Here is a 17,826-nt window from a genome sequence, read left to right on the forward strand (position 1 = left end):
CATCATTCCCGAGAAGAATGTTCCGAAGCGACAGGCCACTAGCGGCGATGCTTCGCAAAGCGCACGAGCATGAAACCGGCGCTGACACTGTTAGTTGAAGACTCGAAGAACAAGTCCGGACCGCGAACAGCGGGCGGTTCCGATTCAGGGAGGCGACAATGACGGTACGTTCGATTCTCAACACCAAGGGCCACCAGATCATGAGCGTCGAGCCGGACGCGAAGCTGGCGGTCGCGGTCAAGCTGCTCGCCGAGAAGAAGATCGGCGCTGTGCTGGTGATGAACCAGACCCGGCTGGAAGGCATCCTGTCGGAGCGCGACATCGTGCGGGTGATCGGCGAGCGCGGCGCCGTCGCGCTGGAGGAGCCGGTCTCTCAGGTCATGACCCGCAAGGTCGTCACCTGCAAGGAGACCGACACGGTCGCCGAGCTCATGGAGATGATGACCACCGGCAAGTTCCGCCATCTGCCCGTGGTCGACAGCGGCAAGGTGGTCGGCCTGATCTCGATCGGCGACATCGTCAAGCGTCGGGTGCAGGAATACGAGTCCGAGCAGGAAGCCCTGCGCGACTACATCAAGACCGCCTGATCAGTCCTGCTGGTCGGCTTTGGGCGCGGTGCCCTCGGGCGCCGGCGCCAGCTCGTGGATTGCCTCCTGGATGGACTCCATCGCGCGTTCGGCGGCGCGGGTGCCCAAGGCGATGAGGTCCTCGGAGCGGTGGAAATCGAACCAGCCGAATTGGCCGATCCGCGGTGTGATCAGCATATCGGGCGGATCGCCGGCGAGGCGGGCGCGGGTGATGCGGTCCTGCATGATGTTGAAGGCGTCGACCATCACCGAAGAGAGGCCGGGCCGGGCGCTGCCGCCGCCGAAGAACTCGCGTTTCACCGTCTTCTCAGGCGAGAAGAATCTCGGGAAGCGCCGCTTTGACGTCGGCTCTTCGGCCACGGGGATCGCCGGTTCAGGCCTCGCGCCGTGCGAATAGACCGTCGTCGAATAGGTGAAGATGTCGCTGGAAAGATTTGCGGCGATGACGATTTCGGCGCCGAGCGCGCGGGCGGCCGAGACCGGCACCGGGTTCACCAATGCGCCGTCGACCAGCCAGCGATCGCCGATCAGGACTGGGGAGAAGATGCCGGGCAGCGCATAGGAGGCGCGCATCGCCTCGACCACGCGGCCGCGCGTCAGCCAGATCTCGTGGCCGGTGCGGACCTCGGTCGCGACGGCGGCGAACTTGACCGGGAGATCCTCGATCTGGGTCTGGCCGCAGGCGGCCTCGAGCCGGGTCGCCAGCTTCTCGCCGCCGATCAGGCCGGAGCCGTTGAGGCGGATGTCGAGATAGCCGAGGATGTTGCGCATCCCTTGCAGGCTGCGGCCCCATTCTTCCAGCGTATCGAGCTTGCCGGCCGCATAGAGGCCGCCGACCACCGCGCCGATCGAGGTGCCGACCACGACCTCAGGCACGATTCCGTTGGCGAGCAGGGTCCTGATAATGCCGATATGAGCGAAGCCACGCGCGGCGCCGCCGCCGAGGGCAAGGCCAATGACCGGCCGGCGGATGCTGCCCAAGCCGACTTTCTCGCCGACCTTCTCGCCGTTCGAGCTCCGCCCCTTCAATATGTCCAGCACCGAGACTCTCCTACGCCGGGACCCGCCATCAGACTAGGCACCGCACTCGCGCTCCGCCAGAACCGGGCCGAAGCATGGTTTATGCCGGTTTGGGAAGGCCACGGGGCAGGAGTATGGCGAGGGGCGGTTGCCTCCGGGGTAATCACGCAGGCGTCAACCGGGTTCCACAAAACCGTAGAGGCCGTATTTCCTGGGGTTTCAGAGGCTTGAATTTGCCGCGTTTTCGGTGAAAAGCAGGTGGCATGACTCTCGGGGGTGACGGCATCATCGGATGGCGGCGCAGCGCATCGTTGCTGCCGACGCTGATCCTTGCTGCCTGCCTCTATATCCTTGGCCAGAATGCTGCGCAGGCGCAGCTGTTCTCCGATCGTCCGCCGCCGGTGCCGCCCGCTTCGGTGCCCGATCCCGGCGGTGCCGTCAGCCTGGCGCCGCCCTCGGGTGCGGGTGCCGGCCCCCCGAGCCTGCCGCCGACCCTGATGCAGCCGAACACGCCCAGCATGCCGCCACCCGCGGTCACGACCGTGCCGCCGGCAGCGCCGCTCAACGCGGCCGTCCCCGGGCAGGGCGTGCTGTCGCTGACGGCGAAATACGGCAAGGACACCCCCCCGATCACCAGCGGCCTGGTCTGGCGCGTGTTTGCGGATCGTCCCGACGAGAACGGCACCTTCAAGCTGATCCGCGAGGACCGCAATGCCACGCCTAACATCGTGCTGCCGCCCGGCAATTACGTCGTGCACGTCGCCTTTGGCCTCGTCAGCGCGGTGCGCACCGTCAGCCTGAAGGCCGAGACCGACCGCGAGTCCTTCGTGCTGCCGGCCGGCGGCCTGCGCATCGAGGGCCGCGTCGGCACCAGCCGCATTCCGCAGAACCAGATCTCGTTCGCGATCTACAAGGGCAGCCAGTTCGAATCCGGCGAGCGCGCCTCCCTGGTGCCGAACGTCGCCGCCGGCGACGTCGTGCTGCTGCCGGAGGGCACCTACTACATCATCTCGAATTACGGCGACGCCAATTCGGTGGTGCGCTCGGACATCCGCGTCCAGGCCAGCAAGCTCACCGACGTCACCATCACTCACCGCGCCGCCGTCATCACGCTCAAGCTCGTCAGCGACAGGGGCGGCGAGGCGCTCGCCAACACCGCCTGGTCGGTGCTGACCCCGGGCGGCGACGTCATCAAGGAATCGATCGGCGCCTTCCCGCGCGTCGTGCTCTCCGAAGGCGAATACCGCGCCATCGCCAAGAACGAGGGCAAGGTCTACGAGCGCGGCTTCAACGTCGTCAACGGCGTCGACGGCGAAGTGGAAGTGGTCGCGCGGTAGTTTCGTGTCCCGGACGCGGTGCGGCGCGAAGTGACGCTCCGCAGAGCCGGGACCCAGAAGGCCACAAGCACATATTTCGTTGGATGGGCCCCGGCTCCGCAGCGCATCGCTGAAGGAGCGCTGCGCTGCGTCCGGGGCACGAGAGCTGAGTACGCGCCCTCACTTCCGATACCGTAGCGCATCCACCAGCACGGCGAAGGCCGGCGCCGGCTGCCGCCGGCTCGGGTAATAGAGGTGATAACCCGCGAACGGCGTGCACCAGTCGGCGAGCACGCGGATCAGCCGTCCGTCGGCGATCGCGCGCTTCACGAGATCTCCGAGGCGCACGCCGGCATCGTAGCGCTCGGTGACGATGTCGGTGAGGCCGTAGTCGACGACGAGCTCGGAGCTGATCCGCGACGGTAAGGTCCTGCATTTCAGCCTGTCGGAAGCTGGCGCGCAGACCATTCGCCGCGCCCACGCGGTGCAGCCCGTTACCGCATTGCAAAGCGAATATTCACTGTGGTGGCGCGACCGGCGCGATCACCGAAAGCACGACGTTCGACGCGAGCGACTTCCGCAACATCGTACCGCGCTTCTCATCCAGCGCACGAAAATCCAATCAGACGCTGGTCGACCTGCTTGGCGAGATCGCCGCGGCGAAGAAGGTGACGCCGGCGCAGATCGCGTTGGCCTGGCTGCTCGCGCAGAAGCCCTGGATCGTGCCGATTCCCGGCACCACCAAGCTGCATCGGCTCGAGGAGAATGTTGGCGCGGCGGCGGTGATGCTGTCGGATGCGGATCTCCGCGCCATCGCCGACGTGCTGGCGAGGGTCGTGGTCCAAGGCGACCGCTATCCTGCGCATCTCCAGGCGCGAGTCGGCCGCTGAGGTCTGTCATGGCAGTCCGGTGAGCATTCGCTTACCGGACTTCGCCGCCTGTGTTCCGACTTGAATACCTCTGTCAGCAGCTACCAAGCAGCAGGAGGGCCGGTAACACCGCCACCATCGGCTTATTCCAGAAGCCTCACGACTTCCTCACAGCCGGTGCAAGATACCTGTTTCCGATAATCAATTTTATTCTCTTTCCATCCTGCTGCGTTATATGTCGGGCATCCCTCCAACGGAGGAGGCCGGAGCAGGCTTGTGCGTCTGCGAGATCGGCAAGGAGCAGGGGACCAAGCTCGTCGGCATGTTCGAAGTGATCCTCACCAGGCGTAAGCGGTTCGGCTGGCGGTGGCAGGTGTGCGACCAGTCCGGCAAGAAATTTGCCGATGGCTTCGAGCGGACCCGGCCGTCCGCCAAATATCATGGCGAGCGCGCCTTGTTCTTCCTGTTGTCGCAGGCCCATCTGCTGCGCGATCGCTCCGCGGCCTCCAGCGAGGACTAGCGGCATCCGCGCGCGGGGCCCAAAGCCCGGATTGCGGTTCGCTCCATCCGGGCTGCGTGACTTCTCTGCGGGCGCCGTCAGATGTCGACGACGAGCTTGCCCTTCGCGGCGCGATCGCGGATCAGCGCATAGGCATCGCCGACGTTCTCCAGCGTGAAGTGCCGGGCATCGAGCGTCGGCACGAGCTTGCCGGCCTCGGCGAGGCGGGTGGCCTCCGCTACGATCTCTCCGTGATGCGCGCGGCCTTCGCCTGAGAGCAGCGGCAGCAGCGTGAACACGCCGGAATAGGTGGCGGCGCGGAACGAGAGCGGCGCAAGCGCATGCGTCCCCCATCCGAGCGCGCTCACGACATGGCCGAAGCGGCGCACCGCTTCGAAGGAGGCGTCGAGTACCTTGCCGCCGACGGTGTCGTAGACGACGTCGAAGCCGCGGCCGCCCGTATGCTCTGCAACATAAGTCGCGACGGCGGTATCGCGATCGATGAAGGTCGCGCCAAAGCCTTCGACGGTGGCGCGCTGCGATGCCGAGCCGGTCGCGAACACGTCTGCTCCGAACGCGCGCGCGATCTGGATCGCGACGTGGCCGACGCCGCCTGCGCCGCCATGGATCAACACCTTCTGGCCGGCCTTCAGCGCCGCGCGGTCAATCAGTCCTTCCCAGGCCGTGATGAAGACGAGGGGCAGGGCGGCTGCCTCCCGCATGCTGAGATTGGCAGGCTTCAAAGCCAACAGGTCGGCGTCGACAGCGGCGAATTCGGCGAGCGATCCCTGCACACCGCCGATACCTCCCGTCATGCCATAGACCTCGTCGCCCCGCTTGAACCGCGAGACGTCACGCCCGGTCTGCTCGATCACGCCGGCGAGATCCAGTCCGAGAATCGCAGGCAGCGGATGGCGCGCATGCGCCGCCGTGCCGGCATGGATCTTGGTGTCGAGCGGATTGACCCCGCTCGCGCGGATGCGCACCAGCACCTCGCGCGGGCCGATCTCGGGCGTGGAGACGGTTGAGGGGCGCAACGGCGCGTTGTGGGTCGTCAGGACGGCCGCGCGCATCGTCGATTGTCTCGTCATGATGGTCTTGCTCCGTGGTCGGCCTCCAATATGCCCATTATTTTTTGCATGGGAAGGAATGAGAATGTACGATTACCGTGCGTTTTTGTATGAGGAGGCCATCTCGGTGGACTGGAGCGATCTGCGCATCTTCCTGGCGATTGCGCGCGAAGGCACGCTCGGTGCGGCCGCACGGAAGATCGGCCAGACCCAGCCGACGATGGGGCGGCGACTTCGCGCGCTCGAACAATCGCTCGGACAGACGCTATTCCAGCGCACGGCGGATGGTTTCGTGCTGACCGACGAGGGCACGGCCGTGCTGCGCCACGCCGAGCGGATCGAAGAGGAGGCGCTCGCTTTGGAGCGGCGTGCGTCCGGCGCGGAGACGCAGCTCGATGGCTTGCTGCGCCTGTCCTCGTCGGACTGGTTCGGGACGGTGATGCTCTCGCCGGTGATTGCCGCCTTCGGCAAGCGCCATCCCAAAGTGACCGTCGAGCTTCTGACCGATGCGCGCCTTTACAGCCTGCCGCGCCGCGAGGCCGATCTCGTCTTCCGCATCAAACCGTTCGACGAACCTGAAGTGATCTCCCGGAAGCTGCTCCACATTCCCTACGCACTCTACGGCAAGAAAGGCAGCAAGCCGCCACGCGCCGGCGACGGAAGCGGTGTCCGCGTCGTGACCATGAATGCCGAATTCGCCGACATGCCCGATGCCCTGTGGCTGAAGCGCGTGCTGCCGAATACGGAAATCGCCTCGCGCAGCAACAACAGGCAGGCGCAGGCGGAGCTTTGCGCGAGCGGCGGTGGGCTCGCGGTGCTGCCGCGTCCGCTCGGCGACCGCGACCGCCGGCTGGTGGCGCTCGACATCGGCGCGATGCCGCCCGGCCGCGACACCTATGTCGGCTATCACCGCGATCTCAGGCGCCTCGCCCGCCTGCGCGCGCTGCTCGATCTCGTGATCGAGCGGTTGGCGGGGTGATCGCTTTCGACACGCTGCCGTAACCCGGGTGAGCAAAGCGATGCCCGGGACCGCTCGTGGTGGGAATCCTTGATGGCGCTTGGCTCATCCGGGCTACAAGATCTCGCGTTGCCCGTCGGGCAAAACACGCTATCCCTTGGTCGATGCCGGCCGGCAAAAATATTCCACTTTACCGAAATTCGGAAACGGCGTATGTGTCGCCGCAACCCGGCCCAAGGAAGAGGGGCGTATCGCGATCGTCACGAACGCGGGCCGGGCGGCGGTGGACGTGGATCACATCGGCGCGAAAGGTTTCGCAGGGCGGGCAACCGTGAGCGAGGGCATCGCGCGCACGACCGGTGTGATCGGCGTACGGCGAAATCGTGTCGTCCTGGCGCCCGGGGTCTGTGCGCCAAGTCTTGCGGTGATGTGGCGGCCCAACCGGGTCCGCGCATCAGCCATCCGCAAGGCGACGGGGGCAATAGTGCATCGCTCCCCGGGGAGAGCACGACATAAGCCGTTCCAACCATTGCGCAGGGAAAGGCCGGGATGTCTTGGCTTCACCTGTATGCCGCTGTGCAAATTTCTGACTGCAACTTCGCACAGTGGACCGCGGGTGCCAGCCGGCGCCCGGTCTTCCCTGCGCCCTCTTTCGTATGGGGGTGAAGCATCGAGGCAAAGCTCGGGCGACCACGCCGCGAGGATGCGAAGGTGTGACTGCCGATTGGAAGTCTAGGACCGAATATTGCTGCAAGCGCGCAACCATCACCGTCACCCTGAGGTGCGAGCCTTGCGGCGCATGTGCGCCGCGGGGCGAGCATCGAAGGGCGACGGCCCGGCCGCATCCCGGCCGTTCATCCTTCGAGGCTCGGCTTGCGATGCGTTCGCATCGCAAGCCTCGCACCTCAGGATGACGGAATGGATACCGCCGCCGCGGAAAGACTCTGGAGTGCTTTGCTGCGCTCGCAATGATGGCGCTGGAGCCGTTGCGCGCCGAAGGCGCGCGTTCGCGCGCGGACGTGCTCCGTGCCTTCGCACAACCGTCATAGTCTCTAATGCCCACTAACCAACGCCCGACTTTAAACTGTCATAATTGCTCAACGGAACCCGCGCTCGCGCGCTCTTTACACGCCGTTAAGCGCGGCTGCATTGGATGCGGCGGGAAAGTGCGTTGGGGACTGCCATGAGTGCCGCGAAGAAAGTGTCGGGAAAACCGGCCGCCGAAATGTTTGACGACATCCCGGTGCTTCAGCGCAAATGGCGTGCCGCGTTGAAGCCGGGCGAACGGCTGCCGCGCTACGAGGACGTGATGCTCGGCAGCCTCGGACGTCTCGCCGACCATATCGCGCTGCTCAAGGGCGACGGCGCCCTCGAACTGTCGCGCAGCGGACGCTACGTGCAGAATTGGCTCGGCGAAGAGCGTTGGGACATCCCGGTCGCGGCGCTCTCGCCGGATTGCGCCACCGCGCTGTCGGAAGCTGCGGCGAGCGCGCTCGCCAACGGACGGCCGCACCAGGCGAGCGCACATTGCGTGCGCGACGGCATGGTCAGGACCTACGACGTGCTGGCGCTGCCGACCGCCTCGCGCTGGGGCGCGACGCTGGTCGGCGCCTACATCAACGAACGCGGTGCGCAATACAATCTCCTGGACGCGATCTTCGCTTCGACCGACGACGCGGTGGTCTCGCTGGCGACGCTGCGCGACGCCGGTGGCAAGCCGTTCGACCTCCAGATCGTGCACCACAACAAGAGTGCGGGGCTGCTGCTGAAGGCCGCAGGCGCGGACCTGTTGTGGCGCCGGATCGGCGAGGGAGACACGCTGCTGGCCTCGCTCGAGGTCATGGAATTCCTGCTCAGGGCTCTCTCCGGCGGCCGCGGCGAGCAGCTGGAGATCGAGAGCGACGGTCGGCATCTCCGGCTGAGCGCCACCGCGTTCGCCGACGTGGTCTCGCTGACGATCTCGGATGTCACCGTGTTGAAGCGGCGCGACGCCTCGTTCCGCCTGCTGTTCGACAACAATCCGATGCCGATGTGGGTGTTCGACGCCGAGAGCAAGCAGTTTCTCAGCGTCAACGACGCCGCGGTCCAGCATTACGGCTACAGCCGCGCCACCTTCCTGCGCATGAAGTTGCACGAGATCTGGCCGCAGGACGAGTGGGACAGCCATGCCGAGGCGCTGGAACGCCTCGGCGACGCCTATCACTCCTCGCGCAACTGGCGGCATCTGCGCGCCGACGGCAGCGAGATCGAGGTGCTCACCTTCGGCCGCCGCGTCGCCTTCGATGATCGCGACGGCTATCTGGTCGCGGTGGTCGACATCACCGAACGGCGCAAGGCCGAGGCGCGGATTGCCCACATGGCGCACCATGATGGGCTCACCGATCTGCCGAACCGCGAATATTTCCAGGAGCGCCTGAAGCAGGCGCTGGACCAGGCCGGCGGGAAACGGGTCGGTGTGCTCTACATCGATCTCGACCTGTTCAAGAACATCAACGATTCCTTCGGCCATCCGGTGGGCGACCGCCTGTTGAAGGAGGTTGCCGCCCGTTTGAGCACCGCGGTCCGCGGCGCCAATCTCGCGGCCCGGCTCGGCGGCGACGAGTTCGCGGTGATCCTGGCAGCCGACGTCTCGCCCAACGAGGCCAGCGCCTGCGCGAGCTTGCTGATCGACATGCTGAAGGCGCCCTATGAGATCGACGGGCAGGAGATGGTGATCGGCGCCAGCATCGGCATCGCGCTGTCGCCGGGCGACGGTACGACGTCGGAAGAGTTGATGCGCAACGCCGACATGGCGCTGTACCGGGCGAAGTCGGACGGCGGCGGCGTGCATCATTTCTTCGAGCGCGAGATGGATCTGCAGGCGCAGAAGCGCCGTGACATGGAGCTCGATCTGCGCCGCGCGTTTGCCAATGGCGAGTTCGAGCTGCACTACCAGCCGCTGGTGTCGATCGCTTCCGACCGCATCTCCGGATTTGAGTCGCTGCTGCGCTGGCATCACCCCGACAAGGGCATGATCTCGCCGGCGGAGTTCATTCCGGTCGCCGAGGACATCGGCCTGATCACCCAGCTCGGTGAGTGGGTGCTGCGCGAGGCCTGCTCCGAGGCGGTGAAATGGCCTGTCGACGTCAAGGTCGCGGTCAATTTGTCGCCGGCGCAATTCCGCAGCCGAAATCTGGTCCAGGTCGTGATCTCGGCGCTGGCGCAGTCCGGTCTGTCGCCGAAGCGGCTCGAGCTGGAGATCACCGAGTCGATCTTCCTGGCCGAGACCGACGCCAATCTCGCCATCCTGCATCAGCTGCGCGAGCTCGGCGTCAGCATCTCCATGGATGATTTCGGCACCGGCTATTCCAGCCTCAGCTATCTCCGCAGCTTCCCCTTCGACAAGATCAAGATCGACCGCTCCTTCGTCAAGGATCTGGCAGAGCGGCCCGATTGCGTCGCGATCGTCCGCGCGATCTCGGGGCTTGGCCGCAGCCTCAACATCACCACGACCGCGGAAGGCGTCGAGACCGAGGATCAGCTCGAGTGGCTGCGCGCCGAAGGCTGCAACGAGGTGCAGGGCTTCTTGTTCAGCGCGGCGCGGCCCGCCGCCGAGATCGCAAAGCTGCTCGCCGATTTCGGCCAACGTGCCTCACGGGCGGCGTAACTCGGACGGAAAGGTGCCGTAGACCAGTTCCTTGAAAGCAGGCGTGATGCGGCTGCGCTCGTTCTGGGTCTGCTGCATCAAGAGGTAGACCAAGTCGAGCTTGGGATCGACGCCGAAATAGGTGCCGCTCCCTGAGTCCCATTTCAACTCGCCGATCGATCCGGCCGGCGGCGGCTTGGCGTTGCCGGGATCGGTGCGCACGCCAATGCCGTAGCCATAGCCAAAACCGTCGCCCGGGAAATAGAAATAGTCGCGCCCCACACCCGAGCCGGGGCCGACGTGATCGGTCGTCATGGCCTTGAACGCAGCGGGGCTTAAGTAGCGCTTGCCCTCGAACTCGCCGCCATTGAGCAGCATCTGCGAGAAGCGCTGATAATCGGTGATGGTCGAGAGCAGGCCGCCACCGCCGGATTCCCATTCGGGATGGTCGAGGCGGTCGCGCTCGCCGGCGAGCAAGACCTGGTCGCTCGGCAGCGGCCGAGCCATCCGCGCGCGCTCCTCCGGGGTCTTCAGTACGAATTTGGTGCTGTTCATTCCGAGCGGATCGAAAATGCGCTGCTTCAGGAATTCGTACAGCGTCTGGCCCGAGATGATCTCGATCACGCTGCCGAGCACGTCGGTGGAATGCCCGTAGCGCCACAGCGTCCCGGGCTGACGCGTCAGCGGCAGCTCGGCGATGCGGTCGGCGAATTGTCTGTTGTTGAAGGGGCCGTCGAAGATTTTGGCGGCGAGATAAACCTCCATGACCCATGGGGCGCCGATATAATCGTAGCTGATGCCCGACGTGTGCCGCAGCAGATCCTCGATGTTGACGGGGCGGACGGGCGGTTCGAGTTCGACCGTCGTTGGGCCGCCGGGCTTGGTGGTCTCGATGCCCACCTTGGTGCCGGCGAAGAGCGGGATGTATTTCGACACGGGGTCGGTGAGCGCAAGCTTGCCCTCGTCGATCAGCATCATCGCGCCGAGGCACGTGACCGGCTTGGTCATCGAGTGAATGGCGAAGATCGTGTCGGGCGTCATGGCGAGACCCGTCCTGGTGTCGCGCACGCCGAAGTTCTTCAGATAGACCGGCTTGCCGTGCTGCTGGACCAGGATCACGGCGCCCGGCAGCCGGCCGGTCGTCACCTCGTTGTCAAAATACGCTGTGATGCGGTCGAGCCCGTCGGACGACGGTGCGGGGATGTCGGCGGCGCGGCCTCGCGCTATCGTGCCGGCCAGCAGCGCGGCTCCGACCAGAAATTCACGACGCTTCATCCGGGCTTCCTCCCTCGCAGGGATCAAAGCCGCAAGACGTCGAAAGCGTCAACACGCCTTCGATTAAAATCGCGTCACGATTTCAGAAAGGACCGGTCGCGGACGGTCTTCGCTCGGTTTGATTGGCTTGCCGATATGGACGAAGCCAGCGAGTTTCTCGTCCGGCTTGAGGCCGAGGCCATCCAGAACGTCGCGATCGAACGAGAACCAGCCGGTCAGCCAGCAGGCGCCGTAGCCGAGCGCGGTCGCGGCCGTGACGATGTTCATGACGCTGGCGCCAGCCGACAATTCCTGCTCGAAGGCCGGCACCTTCGGATGCGGCTTGGTGAAGCTGACGATGCCGATCACCAGCGGCGCATCCGTGAGGCGTTTGCGCTCGGTCTCGACATCGGCCGCCGGCGCGCCGGGATTCTTCCGGGCAAACACCTTCGCGATCACCTCGCCGGCGCGCTGGCGCGCATCGCCCTCGAAGATGATGAAGCGCCAGGGCGCAAGCTTGCCATGGTCGGGCACGCGTGCCCCGATGGTGAGGATGGTCTCGAGCTCGGCCGGGGAGGGGCCGGGCCCGGACATCTCGCGCGGCTTGACCGAGCGGCGGGTCTTCAGGAGTTCGATGGCGTCGGGCACTGCAGTTTCCTCTTCGGCTGGTCGTCGGGCCTGCAGTCCCCACATAGGAATGCACGCCCGCAACCGAAAGCGAGTTTAGACCGATTTCAGAAGTCAGGCCGCGTCGCGCGCCCGCCTGACGTCGGGCGGGGTGGCCTCCTCGACCAGCGCCGCGAGCGCCTCCACCGTCGTCATCACGTTCTGCCCGTCGCTGCCGAGCCGGCGGACCGAGACCGACTGCGTCTCGGCCTCTTTCTTGCCGACCACGAGCAGTGCCGGAATCTTGGCCAGCGAATGCTCGCGGACCTTGTAGTTGATCTTTTCGTTGCGCAGGTCGATCTCGGCCCGAAGTCCCGTACGCCGGACCTGCTCCAGCACCTGCTTGGCGTATTCGTCGGCCTCCGAGGTGATGGTGGTGACCACCACCTGCACCGGCGACAGCCAGAGCGGGAAGTTGCCGGCATAGTGCTCGATCAGGATGCCGATGAAGCGCTCCATCGAACCGCAGATCGCGCGGTGCACCATCACCGGCGGCTTCTTGCTGCTGTCGTGGTCGATGTAGAACGCACCGAACCGTTCCGGCAGGTTGAAGTCGACCTGGGTGGTGCCACACTGCCAGTCGCGGCCGATGGCGTCGCGCAGCACATATTCGAACTTAGGCCCGTAGAAGGCGCCTTCGCCCGGGTTGATCTCGGTCTTGATGTGATTGTTCTGCGACTGGATCTCGCGCAGCACCGTCGCCATCACGCGCTCGGCGTGATCCCACATCGCGTCGGTGCCGACGCGTTTCTCCGGCCGGGTCGACAGCTTCACGGTGAGATCGCCGGTGAAGCCGAAATCGGCATAGGTCGACAGGATCAGCTCGTTGATCTTCAGGCACTCGTCGGCAAGCTGATCCTCCATGCAGAAGATGTGCGCGTCGTCCTGGGTGAAGCCGCGCACGCGCATCAATCCGTGCATCGCGCCGGACGGCTCGTACCGGTGCACCACGCCGAACTCGGCGAGCCGCAGCGGCAGGTCGCGGTAGCTCTTCAGGCCATGCTTGAAGATCTGCACGTGGCCCGGGCAGTTCATCGGCTTCAGCGCGAACCAGCGCTTGTCCTCGGCCTCGTCGCCGGCCGACTGCGCCGCGAACATGTTCTCGCGGTACCAGCCCCAATGGCCGGAGGTCTCCCACAGCGACTTGTCGAGGATCTGCGGGGCGTTGACCTCGCTGTAGTCGCCGGTCAGCCGCCGCCGCATATAGGCGATCAGCTGCTGGAAGATGGTCCAGCCCTTGGCGTGCCAGAACACGACGCCCGGACCTTCCTCCTGGAAGTGGAAGAGGTCGAGCTCGCGCCCGAGCTTGCGATGGTCGCGCTTTTCCGCTTCCTCGATCTGCTTCAGATAAGCGTCGAGGTCCTCCTGCTTGGCGAACGCCGTGCCGTAGATGCGGGTCAGCATCGGGTTGTTGCTGTCGCCGCGCCAATAGGCGCCCGCCACCTTCATCAGCTTGAAGGCGTTGCCGACCTTGCCGGTCGAGGTCATGTGCGGGCCGCGGCAGAGATCGAACCAGTCGCCCTGGTAATAGATCTTGATCGGCTCGTTGCCGGGAATGGCGTCGACCAGCTCGACCTTGAACGCCTCGCCCTTGTCGCGGAACACCTGTTTGGTCTTTTCGCGATCCCAAACCTCCTTCGTAAAAGGTTTGTCGCGCGCGATGAGCTCGCGCATCTTTTTCTCGATCGCGGCAAAGTCTTCCGGCGTGAACGGCTCGTTGCGGAAGAAATCGTAATAGAAGCCGTTCTCGATCACGGGGCCGATGGTGACCTGGGTGCCCGGCCACAGCGTCTGCACGGCTTCGGCGAGCACGTGGGCGCAGTCATGGCGGATCAGCTCGACCGCGCGCGGATCGTCGCGGTTGATCAGCTCGATCTTGGCATCGGCTTCGATGGGATCGTCGAGGTCGGAGACCACGCCATCGAGCGCCATCGCGACCGTACGCTTGGCCAGCGACGGCGAGATGCCCTTGGCGATCTCGAGGCCGGTGATGCTCTTGGCGTATTCGCGCCGGGCGCCGTCCGGGAAGGTGAGAGTGATTTTTTCCGGTGGGGTCACCGGCCTCAGATTGCTGAGGCTGTACTGGAAGCCGGATTCGGACTTGGGCTGCTCGGACTTGGATTGGTCCTTGGATTGGTCCTTGGGCTGGTCGGTCATTGCATGTCTCCTGAGGCTCACTCCTGCGAACGAGCGCAGGTAAGCGGGAACGAGCGATATATCAGGCGATTCGGCCTGCGCAATCCGGCATTTCCAAGAAAGTGGCGCGCAAAAGCCGGGGCGCCCCACGAACTATTCCGGGCAACGCCCTTTAACTGGTCGCAGGTCTGCTCTACATGCGTTTGCATGGAAAATGCACGTGCCGGCCGTTTCGCGCCAACCGCCCTGATGCTCGGCAATCTCGTCACCGGCTGCTCGGTATTGGCCCCGGCGGGCATGCTGCCGGAATTGGCGACGGGGCTCGACGTCAGCATCCATGCGGCCGCGCTCCTGATCACCTTCGGCGCCATCATCCTGTGCATAGGCTCGCCGCTGACGGCCTGGCTCACCAGCCGGATCGAGCGCCGGACGCTGCTCACCACGACGCTGGCGGTGCTCGCTTTTGGCAATCTCGCCTCCGCCTTTGCGCCCGACTATGCAAGCCTCCTCGTCATCCGCCTGGTGATGCTCGCGGTCGGCGCGCTCTACACGCCGCAGGCCGCCGGCACGGCGGCGTTGATCGTGCCGGTGGAGCGCCGCGGCAGCACGATTGCCTACATCTTTCTCGGCTGGTCGCTGGCTGCCGCCGTCGGCCTGCCGCTGATCACCTTCATCGCCAGCCGTTACGGCTGGCGCGCGGCCTATGGCGAGATCGGCGCGCTCGGCTGCCTCAGCTTCCTGCTGTTGCTGATGCGGCTGCCGGCGGGATTGAAGGGCACGCGGGTGGATCTGAAAACCTGGAGCGCCGTCGGTCGCAACAGAACGATCCTGCTGCTGCTTGCGATCACGATGTTGCAGATGTCCGGGCAGTTCGCGGTGTTCACCTTCATGGGCCCGCTGCTCAAGAAGCTGACCGGCGCAGGGCCCGATGCGATCGGCATGGTGTTCGCTCTCTATGGCGTCTGCGGCTTCCTCGGCGTTGTCATCGCGACCCGCATCGTCGACACCTCGGGACCCTATCGCACCTCGCTATTGTTCACCTGCCTGCTGCTTGCAGGACTCACGGGCTGGGCGCTCGGCGCCGGCACGCTCGTGTTGATGGCGGGTGCGGTCGTGATCTGGGGCCTCGGCTTTGCCTCGACCAATTCGATGCAGCAGGTGCGGCTAGTCTCGGCCGCACCGTCGCTGGCATCGGCGACCGTCGCACTCAACACCTCCGTCCTCTATATCGGCCAGGCTGTCGGCTCTGCCGTCGGCGGACTGCTGTTCGCCCACGAGCTCCTGCATACGCTCGGCTTCGTCGCGGTCGGTTTCGTCGTGCTGGCGCTGATCCTGGTGGTCCTGACCCGGCCCCGGCCGGCAGCTGCCGCCCCGGCCTGAACGGAAGCGTTTTCGTGTGCGCAAGGTGCTTGGCAAACCGCGCGCCGGGGCGCTAGAAGGCCGGTCATGGGGACCAAAGAGAGTTGACTGAGATGAGGATGATTCTGGCGGTTGCCGCGGTGCTCTATTCAGCCTCCGCTTTCGCGCAAGCCGACAAGCCACCAATGGTCGGGGACAAGCCGTTGGTGCAGGTCAAGCCCAAGGGTACCAAGGCGGGGACCAAGGAGGCTGCGGCCAAGCCGGCTGCGGCGCCGAAGGGCAAGCCGCAATCGATCGCAGCGCGGCTCCAGGCCTGCCTCGACCTCGATGACGGCACCAAGGACCGGCTCAATTGCTACGACGCCGTGATCGCGCCGACGCCGAAGCCGAAGCCGGCGAAGGCCAAGGGCTACGCCGATTGCCGTTTCTTCAAGGAAGAGGACGAGCGGCTGACCTGCTTCAACGGCTTTGCCGAGAGCATTCCGAAGCTGCCCAAAACCTGAGGCAGATAGCAAGGTCTGGGAGCCGGACGGTCAGTCGCTGATCCGGCTCAGCACGGCCCTGAAGGCAACGCCCGGCAGTTGCAGTGCGGTGCCTTCGAATTCCGCGGTGTCGCCATCCTCCCGGCCGGCGAGCGTCAGCGTGATCCGGTCGACGCCGAACAGCGCCTTGAAGGACGGGTCGTCATTGTGGCGCTCGGTCGAGATCTTGACCTTGATCCTGTCGCCTTCGCCCGTGTAGGTGCCGATGAACGCGAAAGCGGAATTGCCGCCGCGCATCTTGCCCTCCGTCACGTAGACGACGCCGCAGCCCGCGCCGTGAACCGTGTGGAAGTCGACCTTGTAGAGTCCCTGACGCACTGCCTGTCCCCGCAGAATTCCAAATGCAACTTGGCCGGCAAACTATGATTGTTGCCAGCGGAAGCAATCCGGTCGGCCCCGGAGACATCGGCCATCAACATCACATTTTGATCAAGGCCTGAGAGAATTGGAGGCCGCGCAGCCAAATACCGACCGGCGCAATATCGCGAGCTTACCGGCTCGATGCGGACGGATTGGTGGAGGCCACGCGCGTGAGCGCGAGTGATGGCGTCGCCGACATCTTCACCAGCACGTCCTTGAGCGGATCCCGCGTCCACGCTCGGGTCACATAGTCGCGATGGGTGATGCCGTCCCCGGTTTCGACGAACACCACGCTGCCCGGACGCAAGGGGCCGTCCATGTCTTCGGAGACGGTGATGCCTTTCTGCCGCAGCGTGCTCATCAGCTCGCGGTCGCGCCGCGCGGTGTAGCGGGTGTAGGAGCTGACGAAGAAGCCGGAGCGGTGGCTCTCGATCCATGAGGCGAACTTGTCCATTTCGCCGTAGACGGCGTCGAGCAGCACGACGCCGCGGACACGGTCGCTGATGCCGCCGACCTCGAGGCTCCAGGCCGTCGGCAGGAAGCCGCCGCTGTAGCCGACGATCACGATCGGCATGTTGGCGAAGGCGCGGGCGCTGTTGGGATCGCCGGTGAGCCGGGCGAGATGGTTCGCGGACTCTTCCAGGAAGCGCTTGAGGCCGCCGGCCTGCCAGAACTTGCCGGCGCTGGAATCGGCGGCGTCTACCGCCATTTGCGGCGCAAGCAGGATGGCGTTGGCGCCGGAATCGGTGACCTGCTGCGGCACCAGCTGTCGGTCGCGCACGTCGCGCTCGAGCGTTGCGCCATTGCCGTGGAAGAACACCACGATCACGCCTGGCTTACGCACGTCGAAATGTTCGGGCACGTGCATCAGGACGCGGTTATCGCTGTAGGTCTCGTCCTGCCAGAACACGCGCCCGGAATAGCTGCGGTGGCCGCGACGGTCGCCCTTGGAGATGTTGAGGAACGGCGCGTCGGAGGCGGGGTTGTTGCCGAAATAGGGGAAGGCTGACGACTTCATGCTGACGAGCGTCGTCAGGTCCTCGCGCGCCGGCCGCTGGTAGGGGGCCTGCGGCGCGAGCGAAGCGACCCTGTAGGGCGCCTGCTCCGGCTGTGGCTGCTGCTGCACGGCGCGCTTGGGTGAGAAGTCCGACATCTGCCGTTGCAGAAAACCCTCGCTCGCGGATGGGAAGCGCTCCCTGAACTGGGGGGCCGGGAAGCGATCCTCGAAGGTGTCGCTGCTTGCGACTTGCTGGTTCGTCTTCGCAACGACCTGGACGTTGGTCTGGACGTTGGCCTGCGAGTTCGCCGCGAGCGCTGCCGGATTGGGCGCCTTGCCGCATTGAACCAGCGTCAGCGACAACGGCACCAAGGCTGAGATCAGAGCGATCCGAAGCGCACGACCGCGCGCGCCGGACGTCGTCCGGTCGGCACGAATGTGAGCTCTCAGTTTCGGAACGGCCCCGACCATCCACTCATGACCCCAAGTCATGACCACAAGTCCATCGGCAATCATTAGGCAATTGAGCCGATGGGCGTTTAGGTGACGTTAAGTGTCCGGAGAAACT

General features: G+C 65.3%; 14 protein-coding genes and 2 pseudogenes. 8 read left to right on the forward strand and 8 right to left on the reverse strand.

Annotated features, from left to right (window positions below; translation table 11 throughout):
* The first annotated feature begins 158 nt into the window (after positions 1-158).
* Entirely contained in the window at positions 159-587 is a 429-nt protein-coding gene (locus tag JQ591_RS20605) for a CBS domain-containing protein (protein ID WP_211397821.1), read from the forward strand.
* Here JQ591_RS20605 and JQ591_RS20610 read toward each other — a convergent pair whose 3' ends face one another.
* The gene (locus tag JQ591_RS20610; protein ID WP_211397822.1) at positions 588-1,628 is read right to left on the reverse strand and encodes a patatin-like phospholipase family protein; all 1,041 of its coding nucleotides are present in this window, start codon (positions 1,626-1,628) and stop codon (positions 588-590) included.
* A 242-nt stretch (positions 1,629-1,870) separates the two neighbouring features.
* Between JQ591_RS20610 and JQ591_RS20615 the strand changes: the two genes are divergently transcribed.
* Entirely contained in the window at positions 1,871-2,944 is a 1,074-nt protein-coding gene (locus JQ591_RS20615; protein WP_211397823.1) for a hypothetical protein, read from the forward strand.
* 159 nt (positions 2,945-3,103) lie between these two features.
* Here JQ591_RS20615 and JQ591_RS20620 read toward each other — a convergent pair.
* Positions 3,104-3,238 (reverse strand): annotated as a pseudogene (locus tag JQ591_RS20620) (LysR family transcriptional regulator); the annotation flags it as partial.
* Between the two features lie 82 nt (positions 3,239-3,320).
* Here JQ591_RS20620 and JQ591_RS20625 point away from each other — a divergent pair.
* Positions 3,321-3,813, forward strand: a pseudogene (locus JQ591_RS20625) (aldo/keto reductase); the annotation flags it as partial.
* Between the two features lie 253 nt (positions 3,814-4,066).
* A complete protein-coding gene (locus tag JQ591_RS20630; protein WP_249137347.1) occupies positions 4,067-4,312 on the forward strand; it encodes a hypothetical protein in 246 nt (81 codons plus the stop codon).
* Between the two features lie 77 nt (positions 4,313-4,389).
* Here the strand turns inward: JQ591_RS20630 and JQ591_RS20635 are convergent, their stop codons facing one another.
* Positions 4,390-5,382, reverse strand: coding sequence for a zinc-dependent alcohol dehydrogenase family protein (locus JQ591_RS20635; RefSeq protein ID WP_249137349.1), 993 nt, complete (start codon positions 5,380-5,382; stop codon positions 4,390-4,392).
* A gap of 106 nt (positions 5,383-5,488) precedes the next feature.
* Between JQ591_RS20635 and JQ591_RS20640 the strand changes: the two genes are divergently transcribed.
* Both JQ591_RS20640 and JQ591_RS20645 read left to right on the forward strand, forming a co-directional pair.
* A complete protein-coding gene (locus JQ591_RS20640; RefSeq protein WP_211397898.1) occupies positions 5,489-6,340 on the forward strand; it encodes a LysR family transcriptional regulator in 852 nt (283 codons plus the stop codon).
* A 1,162-nt stretch (positions 6,341-7,502) separates the two neighbouring features.
* The gene (locus JQ591_RS20645) at positions 7,503-9,965 is read left to right on the forward strand and encodes a putative bifunctional diguanylate cyclase/phosphodiesterase (RefSeq protein ID WP_211397824.1); all 2,463 of its coding nucleotides are present in this window, start codon (positions 7,503-7,505) and stop codon (positions 9,963-9,965) included.
* On the opposite strand, the gene JQ591_RS20650 is transcribed toward JQ591_RS20645, so the two are convergent.
* From JQ591_RS20650 to thrS, 3 genes are all read right to left on the reverse strand, one after another.
* Positions 9,951-11,219, reverse strand: coding sequence for a serine hydrolase domain-containing protein (locus tag JQ591_RS20650; protein WP_211397825.1), 1,269 nt, complete (start codon positions 11,217-11,219; stop codon positions 9,951-9,953). The two genes, JQ591_RS20645 and JQ591_RS20650, sit on opposite strands and share 15 nt — an antisense overlap.
* A 63-nt stretch (positions 11,220-11,282) precedes the next feature.
* Positions 11,283-11,846, reverse strand: coding sequence for a nitroreductase family protein (locus JQ591_RS20655; RefSeq protein ID WP_211397826.1), 564 nt, complete (start codon positions 11,844-11,846; stop codon positions 11,283-11,285).
* A 93-nt stretch (positions 11,847-11,939) separates the two neighbouring features.
* Positions 11,940-14,021, reverse strand: a complete 2,082-nt coding sequence (gene thrS, locus JQ591_RS20660; protein ID WP_211397827.1) for a threonine--tRNA ligase — start codon at positions 14,019-14,021, stop codon at positions 11,940-11,942.
* 186 nt (positions 14,022-14,207) lie between these two features.
* Here thrS and JQ591_RS20665 point away from each other — a divergent pair, with 186 nt between their 5' ends.
* Together JQ591_RS20665 and JQ591_RS20670 are read left to right on the forward strand one after the other, a co-directional pair.
* The gene (locus tag JQ591_RS20665) at positions 14,208-15,380 is read left to right on the forward strand and encodes an MFS transporter (protein WP_211397828.1); all 1,173 of its coding nucleotides are present in this window, start codon (positions 14,208-14,210) and stop codon (positions 15,378-15,380) included.
* Positions 15,381-15,472: 92 nt separating this feature from the next.
* Positions 15,473-15,862 carry a hypothetical protein gene (locus JQ591_RS20670; protein ID WP_211397829.1) on the forward strand — a complete coding sequence of 130 codons (390 nt, stop codon included), beginning with the start codon at positions 15,473-15,475 and terminating at the stop codon, positions 15,860-15,862.
* A gap of 30 nt (positions 15,863-15,892) precedes the next feature.
* On the opposite strand, the gene JQ591_RS20675 is transcribed toward JQ591_RS20670, so the two are convergent.
* Positions 15,893-16,219 (reverse strand): GrlR family regulatory protein, encoded by a 327-nt coding sequence (locus JQ591_RS20675; protein ID WP_211397830.1) that lies wholly within the window; start codon positions 16,217-16,219, stop codon positions 15,893-15,895.
* Positions 16,220-16,391: 172 nt separating this feature from the next.
* On the reverse strand, positions 16,392-17,729 hold the full coding sequence (locus JQ591_RS20680; protein ID WP_211397899.1) for an alpha/beta hydrolase: 1,338 nt from the start codon (positions 17,727-17,729) through the stop codon (positions 16,392-16,394).
* Positions 17,730-17,826: the final 97 nt, after the last annotated feature.

This window comes from Bradyrhizobium canariense, assembly GCF_018130465.1.
Lineage (GTDB): Bacteria > Pseudomonadota > Alphaproteobacteria > Rhizobiales > Xanthobacteraceae > Bradyrhizobium > Bradyrhizobium canariense_C.